This window comes from Pseudomonas sp. TE12508, from assembly GCF_056279485.1.
In genome coordinates this window covers 43177-61319 of sequence record NZ_JBWCCN010000024.1, presented here as the reverse complement: position 1 = coordinate 61319, position 18143 = coordinate 43177, and the positions used below count along the sequence as shown (strand labels likewise).

General features: G+C 56.8%; 16 protein-coding genes and 1 pseudogene. 8 read left to right on the top strand and 9 right to left on the bottom strand.

Annotated features, from left to right (window positions below; translation table 11 throughout):
- Positions 1–191 precede the first annotated feature (191 nt).
- Complete coding sequence (locus ACZ9IM_RS27565) at positions 192–455, bottom strand: DUF2798 domain-containing protein (RefSeq protein WP_123494915.1); 264 nt, start codon at positions 453–455, stop codon at positions 192–194.
- Positions 456–583: 128 nt separating this feature from the next.
- On the opposite strand from ACZ9IM_RS27565, the gene ACZ9IM_RS27560 reads away from it, so the two are divergent.
- On the top strand, positions 584–1510 hold the full coding sequence (locus ACZ9IM_RS27560) for a LysR family transcriptional regulator (protein WP_476225527.1): 927 nt from the start codon (positions 584–586) through the stop codon (positions 1508–1510).
- 19 nt (positions 1511–1529) lie between these two features.
- Here the strand turns inward: ACZ9IM_RS27560 and ACZ9IM_RS27555 are convergent, their stop codons facing one another.
- Together ACZ9IM_RS27555 and ACZ9IM_RS27550 are read right to left on the bottom strand one after the other, a co-directional pair.
- A complete protein-coding gene (locus tag ACZ9IM_RS27555) occupies positions 1530–2714 on the bottom strand; it encodes an MFS transporter (protein WP_476225526.1) in 1185 nt (394 codons plus the stop codon).
- Positions 2711–3925: a serine hydrolase domain-containing protein gene (locus tag ACZ9IM_RS27550; RefSeq protein WP_476225525.1), complete on the bottom strand. Its 1215-nt coding sequence runs from the start codon at positions 3923–3925 to the stop codon at positions 2711–2713. The genes ACZ9IM_RS27555 and ACZ9IM_RS27550 overlap by 4 nt, the downstream gene beginning before the upstream one ends.
- A 125-nt stretch (positions 3926–4050) precedes the next feature.
- Here ACZ9IM_RS27550 and ACZ9IM_RS27545 point away from each other — a divergent pair, with 125 nt between their 5' ends.
- Complete coding sequence (locus ACZ9IM_RS27545; RefSeq protein WP_427624699.1) at positions 4051–4965, top strand: LysR family transcriptional regulator; 915 nt, start codon at positions 4051–4053, stop codon at positions 4963–4965.
- A gap of 77 nt (positions 4966–5042) precedes the next feature.
- Here ACZ9IM_RS27545 and ACZ9IM_RS27540 read toward each other — a convergent pair whose 3' ends face one another.
- Positions 5043–6068, bottom strand: coding sequence for an AraC family transcriptional regulator (locus ACZ9IM_RS27540; protein WP_427624701.1), 1026 nt, complete (start codon positions 6066–6068; stop codon positions 5043–5045).
- A 131-nt stretch (positions 6069–6199) separates the two neighbouring features.
- Here ACZ9IM_RS27540 and ACZ9IM_RS27535 point away from each other — a divergent pair, with 131 nt between their 5' ends.
- The 3 genes from ACZ9IM_RS27535 to ACZ9IM_RS27525 are packed head-to-tail and all read left to right on the top strand — an operon-like array spanning position 6200 to position 8889.
- Positions 6200–7384 (top strand): acetyl-CoA C-acyltransferase family protein, encoded by a 1185-nt coding sequence (locus ACZ9IM_RS27535; protein ID WP_476225523.1) that lies wholly within the window; start codon positions 6200–6202, stop codon positions 7382–7384.
- Between the two features lie 13 nt (positions 7385–7397).
- Positions 7398–8249, top strand: a complete 852-nt coding sequence (locus ACZ9IM_RS27530; RefSeq protein ID WP_476225522.1) for a 3-hydroxybutyryl-CoA dehydrogenase — start codon at positions 7398–7400, stop codon at positions 8247–8249.
- Positions 8236–8889 carry a TetR/AcrR family transcriptional regulator gene (locus ACZ9IM_RS27525; RefSeq protein WP_476225521.1) on the top strand — a complete coding sequence of 218 codons (654 nt, stop codon included), beginning with the start codon at positions 8236–8238 and terminating at the stop codon, positions 8887–8889. The genes ACZ9IM_RS27530 and ACZ9IM_RS27525 overlap by 14 nt, the downstream gene beginning before the upstream one ends.
- A gap of 121 nt (positions 8890–9010) precedes the next feature.
- On the opposite strand, the gene ACZ9IM_RS27520 is transcribed toward ACZ9IM_RS27525, so the two are convergent.
- From ACZ9IM_RS27520 to gabP, 4 genes are all read right to left on the bottom strand, one after another.
- Positions 9011–10246 (bottom strand): saccharopine dehydrogenase family protein, encoded by a 1236-nt coding sequence (locus ACZ9IM_RS27520; protein ID WP_033036557.1) that lies wholly within the window; start codon positions 10244–10246, stop codon positions 9011–9013.
- Positions 10247–10273: 27 nt separating this feature from the next.
- Positions 10274–11371, bottom strand: coding sequence for a carboxynorspermidine decarboxylase (gene nspC / locus ACZ9IM_RS27515; RefSeq protein ID WP_476225519.1), 1098 nt, complete (start codon positions 11369–11371; stop codon positions 10274–10276).
- A gap of 237 nt (positions 11372–11608) precedes the next feature.
- Positions 11609–12700, bottom strand: coding sequence for a choline metabolism transcriptional regulator GbdR (gene gbdR / locus ACZ9IM_RS27510; protein ID WP_476225518.1), 1092 nt, complete (start codon positions 12698–12700; stop codon positions 11609–11611).
- 113 nt (positions 12701–12813) lie between these two features.
- Positions 12814–14220: a GABA permease gene (gabP, locus tag ACZ9IM_RS27505; RefSeq protein ID WP_427624705.1), complete on the bottom strand. Its 1407-nt coding sequence runs from the start codon at positions 14218–14220 to the stop codon at positions 12814–12816.
- 451 nt (positions 14221–14671) lie between these two features.
- Between gabP and ACZ9IM_RS27500 the strand changes: the two are divergent.
- Positions 14672–15362, top strand: a pseudogene (locus ACZ9IM_RS27500) (SOS response-associated peptidase family protein).
- A gap of 207 nt (positions 15363–15569) precedes the next feature.
- Here ACZ9IM_RS27500 and ACZ9IM_RS27495 read toward each other — a convergent pair.
- On the bottom strand, positions 15570–16382 hold the full coding sequence (locus ACZ9IM_RS27495; RefSeq protein ID WP_476225517.1) for a helix-turn-helix domain-containing protein: 813 nt from the start codon (positions 16380–16382) through the stop codon (positions 15570–15572).
- 328 nt (positions 16383–16710) lie between these two features.
- Between ACZ9IM_RS27495 and ACZ9IM_RS27490 the strand changes: the two genes are divergently transcribed.
- The gene (locus tag ACZ9IM_RS27490) at positions 16711–16974 is read left to right on the top strand and encodes a hypothetical protein (RefSeq protein WP_476225515.1); all 264 of its coding nucleotides are present in this window, start codon (positions 16711–16713) and stop codon (positions 16972–16974) included.
- A gap of 75 nt (positions 16975–17049) precedes the next feature.
- Positions 17050–17940: a LysR family transcriptional regulator gene (locus ACZ9IM_RS27485; protein ID WP_476225513.1), complete on the top strand. Its 891-nt coding sequence runs from the start codon at positions 17050–17052 to the stop codon at positions 17938–17940.
- Positions 17941–18143: the final 203 nt, after the last annotated feature.

The window sequence follows — 18143 nt, the reverse complement described above, 5'->3', positions numbered from 1 at the left end:
TACCCCGCTGTCAATCTGAAAAATGGCCGTCTGTCTCAAAGAGACACCGGCCAATATCAGGATTAAATCAAGAGAACCAGGGGAACGCTGCCCGATGGACCTTCAATTTCCCGGTATGACGGCAAAGTACCGGGTTCAACCATAGTCATACGATCACTTGCGCTCCACCTCCTTATGGCAGTGTCTTTCCCTCAGTGGCCCTGCACGGTCCACGCCACAAGTCGGGCAACCAATGGGCGCACGACGAGCACGCAGATGAATGCCGAAGGCATTGCCACCCGGTACGCATTCATCACATTTTCCATGTAATGTTCACCTATTCCGAATTCCGCTAGGGTAATGACGAGACACATGAGAAACGCCATGATCGTTGCCATGTAAAGAGCAAAGACGTAAGGCGTGGCATGTTTAGGCAAGCGAAAACGCACGGTATTTTTAGCTGTTCTATCGGACATTGATTTAAGCCTTGTCAATCTTGAGTGGCGAAAGAGCGGCTAACCTAGCAAGCTGCCAAACGCGCCGGTAGACGCGTTGCGCTTGAATCTTTCTTAAGCAAAATCAACGAATCGAGCATGAGGGCCCGATGGATATTCTTGGTTTGATCAATACCTATATCCGTGTGGTAGAAAACAGCAGCATCGCGGCGGCGGCCCGTGCCCAAGGCATGAGCGCCGCAGCGGTCAGCCAGAGCATCACGCGACTCGAAGCCCACTTGGGCGTGCGCCTGCTCTCTCGTACAACCCGAAGTATGGCGCTCACCGAAAGCGGCACTCGCTATTTCGAGAAAGTGCGTCACATCCCGGGCGATATCGATCTCGCCTCGCAAGCTGCCACGGTCGCCACCAAACCGCAGGGGCCGCTTTGCATCGCCACCACTGCGGCATTTGGTCGGCATGTACTCGCGCCATTAATGCCCGCGTTCAAGGACGCCTATCCGCGCATCGACATCGAACTGATCAATACGGATCGCAGCGTTGATCATCGGCTGGAGGGCGTCGACGTCAGTATCCGCATCGAAGCGCAACTGAACGATCAGCTCATTGTCCGGCATATCGCTTCGTTTCCTTTCGTATTCTGCGCGGCGCCCGCGTATCTCGACCGTGCGGGCATACCGACAACACCTGAGGAGCTGAAGCAACACACTTGCCTTGTCTTTCGCTATCCAACGGATGGTCGTTTTCTGCCTTGGACCTTTGTACTCAATGGCAGCCGCTTCGAGGCCAAAGTCAACCCGGGCTTCATCTGCGATGACATCGACACTATCGCGCAGATTGCTGTAAACGGCGGCGGGATCGCACGTCTGGCGAGCTTTATCGCTCAACCATTGATCGACAGCGGCCGCCTTCTCCCGTTGTTCGAGCCGGGCAGTCGCAACGCAGCTTGCGCGGAGCCTGAGCCGATGCACATCTATGCCTGCGTCACCGAGCGATCGGCTTTGAATGCAAAGGTGCGCGCATTCATCGACTTTCTTGAACGAGCGATGCAAAGCCAATCGCATGCTCTCGCCTGAGCCGCATGACGAGTTCAACTCAATCCGCGGCGATCTGCGCGCCTCCCTTGCGCGGCTCGGCACTGAAAAACAGGACTTTAATCACGATGACCAACACGGCCAGCGCGGCAAATAACAAACCGCTGTAAAGGGTGCCCTGCAAGCCCATGCGTGCCAGGAACCACCCACCCGTAGTTGACCCCATGGTCACGCCCAGGTTGATGAACGAGATATAAATGCCGGTGGCGAATTCGGGCGCTTCCGGCGCTTCTGAGGTCAGCCATATCTGCGTGACGATCAGCCCGCTGGTATGGGTCGCGCCCCAGATCACCACGATAACCAGCATGGTCATCAGGGACGGGCCGGCGAACAGGTACAACAGCCCATAGGTACTGGCCAGCAGGATCGGGTGCAGGATGGTTGTCCGAACCATGTTCCGCCCGATCAGCTTGCCGGCATACAAATTGCCCGCGACGCCGCCAATACCGAAAACCACCAGCAGGATGCTGATCATCTGCGCGCTCATGCCCGCTTCCTTGGCCAGATACTCGGCTGAGTAGCTGTAGACGGAAAACATCGCGGCAAAAATCAGCGTCGAGGCGGTGATGTTCAGCCAGAGCGGGAACTTGCGCAGAATGGCCAGTTGCTCTTTATAGGAAACCCGCTGTTTGTCGGGCGCGTCCGGCAGCTTGGCAATGATCCCCAGACCGGCAATGCAGTTGACCACGGCGCAGAACAGAAACGCCGCTTCATAGGAAAACTGCGCCGCGATCAGCGTCGTCAACGGCACCCCCAACACCATGCCCATGCTGGTGCCGACAAAGGCCTTGGCGGCGGCGCGGGTCGACTCCTGCGGTGGGTACAGCGAAACGGCCGCGACAAAGGCCAGGGAAAAGTACACGGGGTGAAACAATGCAGGGATGATCCGCAGCACCATCAGCGATTCAAAGTTGGGTACGTAGGCCGATAGCACGCTGGTGCCGGCAAAAATGAACAATGCAATCGTCAGGATCTTCTTGCGATTGAAGCGCGACAGCAGCAAGACCATAACCGGACCGAAGACCGCAATGATCAGCGCAAACAGCCCCACCAACAGGCCGGCCTGGGACGCACTGATCGCGAAGCGCTCGATGATCACCGGAAGAATTCCGACCACGCCAAACTCAATGGTGTAAACGCCAAACAGACCTAGAGCGAGAAAGTAGATCGGATGGAGCATTTTCATGAGTCTGACTCCAGCGTGACCACGACTTTGTTGCGGTCACTGTTATTCGCCCCATAAACGGCGTTGCACAGGTCGACGGTAAATTGTCCGAACATGCCTTCGAAGGCGGTATTGGTGAAGGCAACGACCGTCAGTTGCTCGACCGGGTCGACAAACCAGGAGTGTCCATACGCACCGCCCAATCGCCAGCTACCCACCGACTCGGCCGTCTGGGCGGCGGCCGGGTCCTTGAGCACGGTAAAGCCCAGACCGAAGCCGCGACCGGGCCAGCTTTCCAGTTCGAGCTCGCCGGTCTGGTTGGTGGCCATTTCTTCCACCAGCGCTTCAGGCAACAACGGCGCCCCGCCTTTGCGCAGGGTTTCGAGCAACTGGAGGAACTCACCGGCACTGCCGATCAATCCCGAACCACCGGAGTTGAAAGCCTGTGGGTCGAGGGCCCGGCTCGGCTCCAGCTTGATGCCGGCGGTGCCTTCGAAAACCGGCACCACTTCCAGCTCTTTCATGCGCCGCGGCTGTGGTTGATCGTTCAGGTACGCCGGGCTCAGGCGGCTGGCGTCGGACACGCTGAAACCGATATCGCGCAAACCCAGTGGCTTGGCGATCAGCGCGTCGATTGCGGCGGCAAGCGAGGTGCCGGTGACCCCAGCAATCACGCCGCCCAAGACATCGGTCGCAATCGAATAGCCCCACGAACTGCCCGGTTTGTACAACAAGGGCGCGTGGCTCAGGCGACGCAGATTTTCTTCTAGCGTCAGATTGCTGCGCTCCATGCCATCGGACACACCGGCGTCACGATAAGGACCACCCTGATCGCTTTCCAGAAAACCATACGTGAAGCCGGCGGTATGGCTCAGCAATTGACGCACCGTGATCGTCGCTGGCTGGCCGTCGCTCAGGGTCGGCTTGAAGTAAGGCAGCCAGCGGCTGATGTCGTCATCCAGGTTGAGTTTGCCCTGGCCGATCAGCGCCAGTGCCGCCACCGAAACGATTGGCTTGGATACCGAAGACAGCCGAAACAAGGCATCCTCGCGCATCGGTAACTGCGTCTCGCGGTCGGCCAACCCGGCCGCGCGCTGGTAAATGAGCTTGCCGCGGTGAGCCACCAGCACCACCGCGCCCACCAGGCGCTGATCGTGCAAGGTCTGCTCCAGCACCGCGTCGATGCGCGAGCGTAGAGACTGTAATGGGCGGAGCGGTTCGTTGACTGACATTGGCGGGCCTGAATAGTTGGATGAATGACTCGATGTCTCGAGGGTAGAGGGGGCCGTTGTCAGGAAACAGAGGCTACAATTCCGAGGTCCACGGACCTTTTTGTCCGCAATCAAAGGAGTGAGTGTTGGATAAGCTCAATGGCATCACGGTGTTTGTGCAGGTCGCCGAAAGCCGCAGTTTTGTTGGGGCCAGTCGTTTGTTGGGGATCTCCGCCTCGGCGGTGGGCAAGAGCATCGCGCGCATGGAAGAGAAACTCGGCGCACGCCTGTTCCATCGCAATACCCGCAGCATCAACCTGACCAGCGAAGGCTCGTTGTTTCTGGAGCGCTGCCGCCGGGTGCTCAACGAACTGGAAGCCGCCGAGCAGGAACTCTCCAGCTTCAGCGAGACACCGCGAGGTAAACTGCGCATCAGCCTGCCGCTGCTGGGCAACGTGCTGTTCATGCAGCTCTCACGATTCATGCAGCACTATCCAGAAATCCAGCTGGAACTGGACTTCACCGATCGGCTGGTGGATGTGGTCGAGGAAGGATTCGACGCCGTGGTGCGCACTGGCCAGTTGCACGACTCCCGGTTAATGGCCAGGAAACTCGACAGCTTCAGCTTCTACCTCGTCGGCGCCCCCAGTTACTTTGCGAGCCACGGCTACCCGCAGAATGTCGAGCAACTGCAGGAGCACCACTGCCTGCATTACAAACTGCCCTCCACGGGCAAACTGGAAAAATGGCCACTGCCGGGGCTTGCCGAAGGTGCTGAGTTGAAAGTACCGGCCACGATGGTCTGCAATAATCTTGAAATGCTGATCCACATGGCCCGCCAAGGCCTGGGCATCGCCTGCGTCCCTGAGTTTGCGGTGCGCGAGGCACTGGCGGGCGGAGAGCTGGTGTCAATACTGGACGACAAAGTGCTGCGCACTCTGAACATCCAGGTGGTATGGCCGTCGAGCCGCTACCTGACGCCAAAGTTACGAGCATTTATTGACTTTGTTTGTGATGGCGCAACGGGCCTCAGAAGTGGCAACGCAGCGGTAAGCGGTTGAGGCGTTACAGGGCCGATGTTCAGCGTCATGGCACGGAGGAACTGCTCGCGGGTCTGCGCATCGCGAGCAAGCGCAATTCATGAATCAGTTGCCTCCGAGGCCTGAAACCGCGCCCGATACCGCCCCGGGCTCTCCCCCGTCCACTTCTTGAACGCGCGATGGAACGCACTCGGCTCCTGAAATCCCAACTGCTCGGCAATATCGCTGATGCTCGCCTTGCTCTGGCGCAACCGGTCAAACGCCACCGCGCGCCGCACTTCATCCTTGATCTCCTGATACGAACAGCCTTCACGTCCCAGTTTGCGGCGAAAGGTGCTGGGGCTCAGGTGCTGTTCCAGGGCGAAGGCCTGCAAGGTCGGCCATTCGCTGTAATGGCTGTGGCGCAGGCGCTGATGAACCTGCGACGTCAGCCCATGCTGGTTGCGGAAGCGGATCACCAGCCATTGCGGTGCGGTGCGTAAAAACACTTTCAACGAAGCAAGGTCTTGAATCACCGGCAGGCGCAGGTAGTGACTGGCGAACTCGATTTCGGTGCGTTCGGTGCCAAAGGTCAAGTTGGGCCCCCAGAGCATGGCATCATCACGCAGCGACAAACGCTGATGACGAAAGTCCGCACGATCGATCGGAATGCGCCGCCCACCCAGCCAGCACAGCAGGCTGATCATCAACACCAGAAACGTTTCTTCCCCCAACCGGCTGACCTCGCTGTTCTGCGCACGGGTCTGCAAGCTGATGACCGCACGCTTGCCACGCACACTCAACGTGCCACGAAAATCACGCAGGAACAGGGCGAAATTGGCCAGGCACTGACGCATGGCTTTTTCCAGCGTCGGCTCCTGAATCAATGCCCGACAGATCAAGGCAAAACTGCCCGGTGGCATACCGTGGGAGTCCAACCGGAAAAACTCGTCGTTCAACTCACGAATCTGCACCAGCCACAACGCGGCGAAAGCCGTGGCCGGCACCCGTGCCGTCGGCTGATCCATCAATGCCGGATCAATTCCCACTTGTTCAAGCACTGACCGCAGACGCTGCGGTTCTTCACGTAGTGCATGGATCATGGGGTACATGAAGTAAACCGCCACCGAATCCGTTTCCCGCATTTGAATGCCTCTCTCGTCACATCTGAATATGGCAAAAAACGCCATCACCCTTGAACAGTTTTGGCATAGGCCAGTGGCGCTGCTGATTCTAGACTCGTGCCCAACAAAAAAGACCTATTCAGAGAGCCGACATGAACCATTCCGATATTTTTGTAGTGAGCGCCGTTCGTTCTGCCATCGGCAGTTTTGGCGGTTCACTCAAGGATGTGCCGCCTATTCAGTTGGCAACCGACGTTTGCCGCGCCGCCATCGAACGTTCAGGCCTGGCGCCCGAGCACATCGGCCATGCAGTGATGGGACATGTGATCCCGACCGAGGCACGCGATGCCTACATCTCCCGGGTGGTCGCGATGAATGCCGGCCTGACGAAAGAGACCCCCGCCTTCAACGTCAACCGCCTTTGCGGCTCGGGTTTGCAGGCGATTGTCAGTGCCGCGCAAAGTTTGATGCTGGGGGATGCGGGCGCTGCGCTGGCAGGCGGCGTCGAGTCCATGAGCCGAGGCGCGTACTTGTTGCCGCAGGCGCGCTGGGGCGCACGCATGGGCGACATTCAGGCCGTCGACTACATGCTTGGGGCACTGCAAGACCCGTTTGCCGGTTTCCACATGGGGATTACCGCTGAAAATATCGCCGAGCACTATGGCATCACGCGTCAGGCCCAGGATGAATTGGCGCTAATCAGCCAGCAGCGTGCTGCCCGGGCGATTGCCGAAGGGCGTTTTGCCGGGCAGATCGTGCCGATCGAAATTGAAACCCGCAAAGGGACGGTTACGTTTGCGACGGATGAGCATGTTCGGGCTGAGGTCAACGCCGAGCAATTGAGCCGTATGAAACCCGCCTTCAAAAAAGACGGTAGCGTCACCGCCGGCAACGCGTCCGGCCTCAATGATGGTGCCGGCGCACTGATCATGGCCACGGGCCAGACTGTTCAGGAACAAGGCCTCAAGCCTATGGCTCGACTGGTGGGTTATGCCCACGCAGGCGTTGAACCGTCGATGATGGGACTGGGGCCGATTCCCGCCACCCGCTTGGTGCTCAAGCGCGCCGGCCTGACCGTTGCCGACCTTGATGTGATCGAGTCCAACGAAGCCTTCGCCGCCCAAGCCTGTGCCGTAGCGCAAGAACTGGGCTTCGATCCACAGAAGGTCAACCCCAACGGTTCGGGCATCTCGCTGGGCCATCCGGTGGGCGCCACTGGCGCGATCATCGCCACCAAAGCGATTCACGAACTGCATCGCTGCCAAGGCCGTTATGCCCTGGCGACCATGTGCATCGGCGGCGGCCAAGGCATCGCCGTGTTGTTCGAGCGGGTTTGATAAGGACATGCGCATGAATCTTCAGAACATTGGCGTCATCGGCGCCGGCACCATGGGCAATGGCATCGCGCAAGTCTGCGCCCTGGCCGGTTTCAACGTGATCATGATCGACATTGCCGAGAGTGCCTTGCAAAAGGCAATCGCGACCGTCGATAAAAACCTCGATCGGCAGGTCGCCAAAAACACGCTGACGCATGAGCAAAAGCTCGCTGCCCTCGACAAGATTCGCACCAGTACCGATTACAACAGCCTGCAAAACGTGCAACTGGTGATCGAAGCCGCCACCGAAAACCTCGACCTGAAACTGCGGCTGCTGCAACAAATCGCCGCGCAGGTCAGCGCCGACTGTGTGATCGCCTCCAACACGTCGTCGCTGTCCATTACCCAACTGGCTGCCAGCGTCAGTCAGCCTGAGCGCTTCATCGGTTTGCATTTCTTCAACCCGGTGCCGGTAATGGGCCTGATCGAAGTGATTCGCGGCCTGCAAACCAGCGATGCCACCCACGCCTTGGCGCTGGACATGGCGACCACACTCGGCAAAACAGCAATCACCGCCGGCAACCGTCCGGGATTCGTGGTCAACCGGATTCTGGTGCCGATGATCAATGAAGCGATCCTGGTGTTTCAGGAAGGCCTGGCCAGCGTCGAAGACATCGACGCCGGCATGCGCCTGGGCTGCAACCAACCGATCGGCCCGCTGGCGTTGGCGGACCTGATCGGCCTGGACACCGTGCTGGCAATTCTTGAAGCCTTCTACGACGGCTTCAACGACAGCAAATACCGCCCCGCTCCACTGCTCAAGGAAATGGTCGCCGCCGGTTACCTGGGACGCAAAACGGGGCGTGGCTTCCATGCCTATGCCTGAGCGGTGCTCACGCTTCGCCGAATACCGGGACAAGGTGCTGGAGCTCTTTGCCAGCAAGGGTTTCGGTCAAGTCGGCATGCGTGAGCTCGCGACCTGCCTGGGGCTCGCTCCAGGCTCGCTGTATCACCATTACCCCAGCAAGCAGCACTTGCTGCTCGACCTGATCGAGGAGTTCTACGAAGAGCTGCTGGCCACCCTGGGGCGCATCGAACAAGCGGCCCCGGCAAAACGCGACAGACTCAACCAATTGATCAGCGCGCACCTGAATCTGCATCAGGAAATGCCCTGGCATTTTCGTCTAGTGGAGCGCGACAGCGGCTGCCTGAATGAAGAGCAGCAGGAACGGGTCCGGCAACTGCGCGAGCAGTACGAACGCAAGTTGCTGCTGATACTGCGCATCCGCCCCCGGTTCAGTGAACAGGGCGTGTTGGCCGCCGGTCATGCCATTGCCGCCCTGCTCAACAGCGCGCCCAGTTGGCTGACGCACTATTCGCTGGATGAACAAGAGCGCGATAATCTGCTGGAAAACATGGTGAGTGGCGCCATCGAGCGATTACTGGCGCCAGGTGATAAACCGCGCCTGGCCAGTGTGATCAAAAAACAGGACGTGTATCCACGGTCGCAAGACCCCATGCAATAAAATCCCGCGCCGGGATTGGCACAACAGATGACGCACAAACAAAAACGCCGCTCAATGAGCGGCGTTTTTGTGTTTGGAGCGAAATACAAGATTCACCTGTATTTCGCACGCCTCAGGCGTTTCAGCTCCAGGGACGGTCTCCATTCTCGTCCTTGATGCGGGTCGGCAGACCCATCACATCCAGCGCCTTGAGGAACGGCTCGGCCGGCAGCTCCTCGACGTTGGCCATGCGCTGCACATCCCACTCCCCGCGTGCGACCAGCAGGGCTGCCGCCACAGGTGGCACGCCAGCGGTATAGGAAATGCCCTGGCTGTCGGTTTCGGCAAAGGCTTCTTCGTGGTCGGCGACGTTGTAAATGAACACTTCGCGCGGCTGGCCATCCTTGGTGCCTTTTACCAGGTCGCCGATGCAGGTCTTGCCGGTGTAGCCGGGCGCCAGCGAGCTCGGATCAGGGAGCACGGCCTTGACCACTTTGAGCGGCACGACTTCCAGGCCTTCAGCGGTTTTGACCGGTTGCTCGGAGAGCAGGCCGAGGTTCTTGAGTACGGTGAACACATTGATGTAGTGCTCGCCGAAGCTCATCCAGAAACGCACGTTGGGCACGCCGAGGTTCTTGGACAGGGAGTGCACTTCATCGTGGCCGGTTAGGTACAGGTTCTGCGCCCCTACGACTGGCAGGTCGTCGGTGCGTTTGACTTCGAACATAGTGTTGCTGGTCCACTGACTGTTCTGCCAGCTCCACACTTGTCCGGTGAATTCGCGGAAGTTGATTTCCGGATCGAAATTGGTGGCGAAATACTTGCCATGGGAACCGGCATTGACGTCGAGAATGTCGATCGAATCAATACGGTCGAAATACTGTTGTTGCGCCAACGCTGCATAGGCGTTGACCACACCCGGGTCGAAGCCCACACCGAGGATGGCGGTGATGTTCTTCTCTTTGCATTCCTCGAGGTGCTTCCACTCGTAGTTGCCGTACCAGGGCGGCGTCTCGCAGATTTTGCCCGGTTCTTCGTGAATGGCGGTGTCCAGGTAGGCCACGCCGGTATCGATGCAGGCACGCAGCACCGACATGTTGAGGAAGGCAGAACCGACGTTGATGACGATCTGCGATCCGGTTTCGCGGATCAGCGCCTTGGTCGCCTCGACATCCATAGCGTTCAGCGAGAAGGCTTTGATGTCAGCGGGCTCTTTGAGGCTGCCCTTGGCCTTGACGCTGTCGATGATGGCCTGGCATTTGGAGATGTTGCGCGACGCGATAGCAATACGACCGAGTTCATCGTTGTGCTGCGCGCACTTGTGGGCCACCACCTTGGCGACACCTCCTGCACCAATGATAAGCACGTTCTTCTTCAATTTTTCTCTCTCTCCTTCTCTGCCAGCTTACGAAAGGCTGGACATGTAGTCGTTGAAACCAAACTCACGAACCACCTCGACACTACCGTCGAGTTGTTTCACTACGATGGACGGCATTTTCAGGCCGTTGAACCAGTTCTTCTTGACCATGGTGTAACCCGCCGCGTCGACGAACGACAGCCGATCACCGATAGCCAAGGGACGATCAAATTGATACTCGCCGAAAATGTCGCCGGCCAGGCAGGATTTGCCGCACACCATGTAGGTGTGTTCGCCCTCGCTGGGCGCCAGCTTGGCATTCAGGCGATAGATCAGCAGATCGAGCATATGCGCCTCGATGGAGCTGTCCACTACGGCCAGGTGCTTGCCGTTGTAGAGGGTGTCGAGCACGGTGACTTCCAGCGAAGCGCTCTGGGTGATGGCGGCTTCGCCCGGCTCCAGGTAGACCTGCACGCCGTATTTCTGCGAGAAGGCCTTGAGCCGCGCGCAGAACTCGTCGATCGCGTAGCCTTCACCGGTGAAGTGAATGCCGCCGCCCAGGCTGACCCATTCGACCTTGTGCAGCAGATGGCCGAACCGCTCTTCGATGGTGCTCAACATTTGGTCGAACAGGCCGAAGTCGGCGTTCTCGCAGTTGTTGTGGAACATGAAGCCCGAGATCTGCTCGATGACCTGTTCGATCTTCTCCGGATCCCACTCGCCCAGACGGCTGAATGGCCGCGCCGGATCGGCCAGCAGGTAATCCGAGCTGCTCACCTGCGGATTGACCCGCAGACCACGCACCTTGCCCGCTGAAGCTTCAGTGTAGCGTTGCAACTGACCGATGGAGTTGAAGATGATCTTGTCGCAGTTGTCGAGCATCTCCTCGATCTCATCGTCGGCCCAGGCCACGCTGTAGGCATGGGTCTCGCCAGCGAACTTCTGTCGACCGAGCTTGAGCTCGTAGAGCGACGACGACGTAGTGCCGTCCATGTATTGCTGCATCAGGTCGAACACCGACCAGGTGGCGAAGCACTTGAGTGCCAGCAGGGCCTTGGCCCCGGACTGTTCGCGCACATAAGCGATCTTCTGCATGTTCGCCAGCAGCTTTTGTTTGTCGATGAGGTAGTACGGCGTCTTGATCATTTCGAGGCCTCCGGCAAGGCCAGCCAAAAAAAGGATGCGCATTGTGCCTTCACTGGCAACTTATCGAAAGAGCAGAGAGCGCAGTTTGCCGAGCCGTCCTTGATTGGATCCAGAAGCCAGCGTCAGCGGCAGCTCAAACGGCGGCTGCTTTCTCGAACACAATGCAATACTTCATCGCTCGGGAGATGTCGACGCTATTTCGGCTGCAGATGCTGACTCTAACGCGTACCGGATCGTTCAGGGTTTCAGAATTTTGATACTGGCGAACGTTGATTCATCACGTGCCTGATCCAGCAAACTCATCGGCCTTGCCATTGGCAATGCCTGTACAACCGGCCTTGATGTCACTTGCGGTTGCGTTTGCGTCGCCAAGCGCTCATCGCTGGGTGGAATGCCGAAATACTCGCGATAGCACTTTGAAAAATGGGGTGTGGACACAAAGCCACACACCACCGACAACTCTACTATCGAAATCGGCGTTTGCTTGAGTAACTGACGAGCGCGGATCAGACGCAGCTTGAGGTAGTAGCGTGATGGGGAGGAATGCAGGTATTTCTGGAATAACCGCTCCAGCTGTCGACGGGACAAACTGACATAGTTCGCCAGTTCGTCGAGGTCGATCGGCTCTTCCAGATTGGCCTCCATTAAGGCGACGATTTCCTGCAACTTCGGTTGGTGGGTACCCAGCATGTGTTTAAGGGGCACGCGCTGATGATCCTGCTCGTTGCGGATTCGCTCGTAGACGAACATGTCGGAGATGGCCGCTGACAGTTCATGACCATGATCGCGACTGATCAGGTGCAGCATCATGTCCATTGGCGCGGTGCCACCGGAGCTGGTGAAGCGGTCTCGGTCAAGGGTGAATAGACTGGAGCTGAGGTTCACTCGCGGAAAAGCTTCCTGCATGGCCGCCAGAAACTCCCAGTGCACGCTGCAGTCGAAGCCATCGAGCAAGCCTGCCTGGGCCAAGGCCCAACTACCTGTGCACACGCCCCCTATCCGCTTCGCGCGCCGCGCCTGGGCTCGCAACCAGGTAATGTGTTCACGGGTCACCGCGCTTTGAATGCCAATGCCACCGCAAACGATCACGGTGTCCAGTATCGGTGCGTTATTGATCGCCGCATCCGGAGTGATCGGCATGCCATCGCTCGCCCACACCCGCTCGCCCCCCAGGCTGAAGGTGTGCCAGCGGTACAGCTCTTGTCCGGTCAACTGATTGGCCATTCGCAGAGGCTCTATGGCAGATGCCAAAGAGATCAGCGTGAACTGGTCCAGCAGCAAAAAACCAATGGTTTGCAGAGGAGCGGCGTTGGAGGTGTCGTATGCCATCGAAGTTTTTTCTCGCAGTGAGCGGTAATGGCCCGTGGCGCTGGCGGCGTTAACCGCCCCGCCACTGCTGGCGCACTGAAAAGATCGCAAGCAGGTTTATGCTGATATGGCTGCTATGCACTTTCCGCCGACACTGCACTGCGCGGCTGCCCATGCTGACGCGCGGTCACAAGGCCGATAAAGGAAATCACCAGCGCCAGACCGATGGTCGAAGAAACTTCCATACGGTGCTCGGGCGTCACCATCATCACCGCCAACGCTGCGCAGATGAAGGCGATGACCAACCAGGTAAGCCAGGGGAACAACCACATTTTGAAGGTCAGCGTGACATTCTGCCGAAGCAGAATCTTGCGCATACGCAGTTGCGACACTGCGATAACCAGGTACACCAGCAAGGCAATGGCGCCGGAGCTGGCGAGCAGAAACTGAAACAGTCCGGCGGGCATGAAGTAGCTGAACAAAGTCACGCCTGCTCCCAGTACAGTGCTGGCGATCACTGCAGCCCTCGGCACGCCACACGACGACGTCACCTTCAGCGGCTTCGGTGCATCACCGCGCTTGCCCAGCGAAAACAACATGCGCGAGGCAATATAGATCGACGAGTTCATGCAGCTGGCCACGGCAATCAACACCACCACATCTACCATTAACTTGGCGTGGGGAATGTTCATCAGTTCCAACGCTCGCTGGTAAGAGCCCACCGACGCCAGCAACGGATCATTCCAGGGCACCACGGAAATGACCACGAAAATGGACAGCAGGTAGAACACCCCGATCCGCCAGATCACCGAGCGTGTGGCTTTGGCGATGTTCTGCGCCGGGTTGCTGGATTCGGCAGCGGCAATGGTCACCGCTTCTGTACCGATGAAGCTGAACATGATGGTGATGAATGCCCCGACAACCGCGGACAAACCGTTGGGCGCGAAACCGCCATGTTCCTCCATGAGTCGACTCAACCCGCTGGCTTCGCGCTCGGGAATCCAACCCATCAACACCGCAAAACCAAGGCCGATAAAGCCGATGATCGCCACGACCTTGGCCATCGCAAACCAGAATTCGAACTCGCCGTATTTGGACACGCTGAACAGGTTAGTCACGACCAACAGGATGATCGACGCCAAGGCAAACAACCAGGTATCGATCTGCGGGAACCATTGGTTCAATACATGCCCGGCCGCGAGCGCCTCGATGGGTATCACCAGCACCCAGAACCACCAATAGAGCCAGCCGATGGTAAAGCCTGCCCAACGCCCGATTGCCTGGTCGGCGTAGGTAGAGAAAGATCCGGTGTCCGGGTTTGCAACCGCCATTTCGCCCAGCATGCGCATGACCAGAACGACCAAAAGACCGGAAAACAGGTAAGCCAGTAATACCGCCGGCCCCGCCGCAGCGATGGCATGTCCGGAGCCAACAAACAAACCTGCGCCGATAATCCCCGCGATAGAAAGCATTGTGACGTGACGCGGTTTGAAACCCTGCGCCAACTGACCGTTCGAATCTCTGGAGTTCAGGTTATTCATTGTTTTTTTTGTTCTCTGGTGATCGACGTTAGGGCGTACTGACTGAGGGTCAGGCGATCATCATTTTTCCCTGTTGCCGCGTCTCGAACGCGGCGCACCTCAACGCTCCGGAGTTTCTAAATCAAGCATCACAGCCGCACACGGCCATGAAGTGACGCGTCACCTTACGCGTCTTGACTTGAAAGCCAGTAGCCCGAGTGCGCCATCTACGAGTCTGATTTCGACACGTGTTGCGCGTATCGCGTGTGGTGCATTAACCGGAAAAAAAGAGAGACCGATGTCTGTTTTCTTGTTTTTAGCTGGCCATTAACAAACAGCAATATGGGAATCGGCCCGTGGTTCAGTGCCGCCACACCGTAAATCGATGTTCAGGCCGACACTGAGACAAGGTTTCCTCATCAAGCCGCCAGGTTCTGATCTACGCTGAAAACACAATCGGAGGCTTCCAACGATGTGCGGACGTCTTTCCCAGTACCGAGGCATTCATGACTTTGTCGCGGCGCTCAACATTCCAAACGCATTGATCAACTATGCAGGAGACAAGCCTTTAGAGCTCTACAACGTCGCGCCATCCGCTCAGCTCGCCCTCTTCCACCAAGAAGGTCAGTTTATGCGAGCCGACATGGTGCACTGGGGATGGCGGCCACGCTGGGCAATGGAGCATGCCGCGCCGATCAAGGTCCGAGTAGACGGAGTTGCCCATAATCCATTCTTCAGAACGATATGGCCGCATCGGGCGATCATCGCGATCGACAACTGGTTTGAATGGGTGGACGAAGGTGGAGCGAAAACACAGCCTTATCTGATCCGGCGCAAGGATCGCGCCCCAATCTTCTGCACCGCGATAGGCCAGTACCCCACCGCCGAGCATGCACCGGAAGCGCATGACGGCTTCGTGTTCATCAGCGCCGACAGCAAGGGCGGCGTGGTGGATATACACGACTGGCAGCCAGTGACGCTCAATCCCCGAACTGTCGCGGGAATGGCTGAATCCAGCTACATCGGAAAAGCGCGCGGAGCAAATAATGCTATTACAGTGGGAACCGCCGGAGGCTTTCGAGTGGTTCAAGGTCAACCGCGCTATCGGTAATATCTGCAATCAGCAAAGCGGCCTGATCAATCCCAGCGATCCGCTTATCTGAGTTCCTGCTGATTCTCTAACTAGTAGCAGCGTTGGTACCTAAATCAGGTCATCCAACGCGTGCATAATCAAGGGAAAAAGCCGATTCTTCCGGCCCGCTGAATTAGCCGCCTACCCATGCAGCGGAAACCGTAACGATGCGGTTTGTCAGATATTGCGATGACCATACGAATCAAGCAGATTCAACTCGCTAGCTGAACATAGGGCCTCAGGCAATTTGGAACAGACCATCAACAATTTGTGCCCGCCCAAGCCTCTCCTTCAAATCGCCGTCTATTTGCTCAGTATCCGCGCGATAAAGACCAAGCCTGCTATAGGCCTTTTGCTGATCTATCTCTACGCCTAAAAAGTGCCATACCACCCTTGAACAAACCGGTTTGCGGGAATCACATGCTGAAACGCCCATCTTCAGCCCGTTGAGACGAGTTATTCGACTTTTAAAGCTTGGGATGAGAATGGTTTGACTGATTTCATTAGACGTCAGCGATTCGTAGTCGATGAGGAAAAGCCTATCCTGCAGGTAATACGCAACGCCTTTATACCGAGAACGATCCAGATCTTCGACACCAGGGATACTGGACTGTAAACGCTCACGACGTTCATATATGAAACAGTCGTCACTCTGTCGTATATGCACCAGCGAGCACGCGATGAAGCCTGGATCTGACATTGCGTAGTAGTACTCGTGGTAGTACCCCAGCAACGCCCGTATATGGGGTGATGATTGCTGTTCAAGATGTTCAATCGCTCGCTGCGCCGGGGTCAATTCCAGAGACGTGCTTGACTGATTTGACCGGGCGCCTATCAGGTTGACGAACTGCTCTGTCGGTAGGCCAATCTCGTATTCCTCCAGACCAAAAAAATCACAGATGCGTTTTAGATTGAATGCCGCAGGCAGGCTGCGCCCACTCAAATACTTGTTGAACTGACCACGGCTGATTTTCAGCCTTCGGCAGACCTCTGCAGTGGATCGGTAGTGACGACACAGTTGTTTCAAATTAGCAGGGAAAAACTCACGCATTTTTCGATCAGTACTTATCCGCGAAGGCGCTAGAAGGCTTAAAGTTAGCAGCAATTCGCGCCACTATCGAACAACTCGCGCAATTGCACACGAACGGATAATGACTAAATATTACCACCGGGGTAGCGGGCTCAAAATTCGTTCGTCTATAAGCCCCCGCGACTACAACAGATAGTAAGGAATACTACAGACTTGAAGTCATAAACTACTCCTTACCGGGAAATATTCTGACAGGACCACGGTATTATCGTGGTTATTTGTCACTAGACTTTCACGCGTTGTCGCCTGATTCTTTTTGAAACCACATCAGCATCCTCAGGAGCTAAACATGGATCGTTATCGCCCTTTGAAAACAAATGCCACCTCCACTTCGGTTCTCCTGATCGACACCAACGCAGAAGCGTCGCAGCTTTTGGAAAATGCTCTATTTCGGATTGGAACCGGCACTGGGCTATTGGAAGCCTTAACCTCAGTCACGCTGAAAAACTTAAGAGAAGTTGACTTCTATCGATTGATATCTTCAGCTTACATACCACTCCAAGAGGGCTTGGAGCTTCTAGAGCAGTTCCATTCAAAATCTACAAAAAAATAAGTCACGCCTTGGCAGTTATCTTACAACTTGCTATCACCTTTTTCTTTTTTAAAGGGTGATAGCTGAGGAGCTATTTTGGAACTTCGCCATTTGCGCGGCTTCATCGCTGTTGCAGAAGAGCTTCACTTCGCGCGCGCTGCGGAGCGGTTGCACATAGAACAATCCCCACTTTCAAGGACGATCAAAGAACTGGAATCGGACATAGGCGCCCAGCTTTTTGACCGAACCTCTCGCGGCACCCGGTTGACGTGGCCTGGGCAAGTTTTAGCTGAGGCCGTCCATCGTATATTTCAAGCAGTGGACCAAGCACGTAGCAATGTTCAGGCAGCTGCAGCTGGATATCGGGGATCCCTCAGGATCGCTTTATCCGATGGTGTTCTGCCTCAACGTTTGACAGCGATTTTGGCTCGGTGTCGAGAGCAAGAGCCAGAGGTGGAATTACGTTTATTCGAAGTCTCGTTATCCCAGCAATTGAAAGGACTGCGCGAGGACTTGTTCGATGTTGGCTTCGCTCGCTCAAAGGACATAGGTGAAGGTTTAATTGCTCAACCTGTATGGCAAACGCCGTTAACCGTAGCCGTACCTGCACGACACCCGCTCCTTGCCCTCAAGCACATTCCGTTGGACCAAGTACTGAACTACCCGTTGGTGCTGTTCCATCCTCAAACGCACGCCGGACTTCATCAGCAAATTGACAGTTTTCTGCGCCAAATACCGTCACCTGTGACAGTTGCCGGACAAGTGTCCAGTCAGGAAGTAATGCTGATCTTGGTCGCTGCCGGCTACGGTCTTGGACTCACCTGTGAAGCGCAGATGGCGCTGTGCCAAAGCGCCGAGGTCGTGACTCGTCCTCTGGCCGGTGATCCGCCTGTACTGACCAGTTACCTGCTTCGTTCATCAAATGATCCCAGCGAGCAACTGAAGCGATTCATAACCCGTGTCACCGATATGGACTCGGTCACTTGAACAGATAAACACTCCAAAAAGGCAGGACCGATTAGGTCCTGCATCAGACCCTCATTGCATCAGTACTCTCCCAGTTTGCTCAGCACGAAACTTGGGGATCCCCCCATATCCAAAGCACCCAGTCACCAAAGGCCCGTAACCCAGAAAGTCTCGACCACCACCATCGATAAATGGGTATCTACCAAGACGTATTTCGTCTTTCC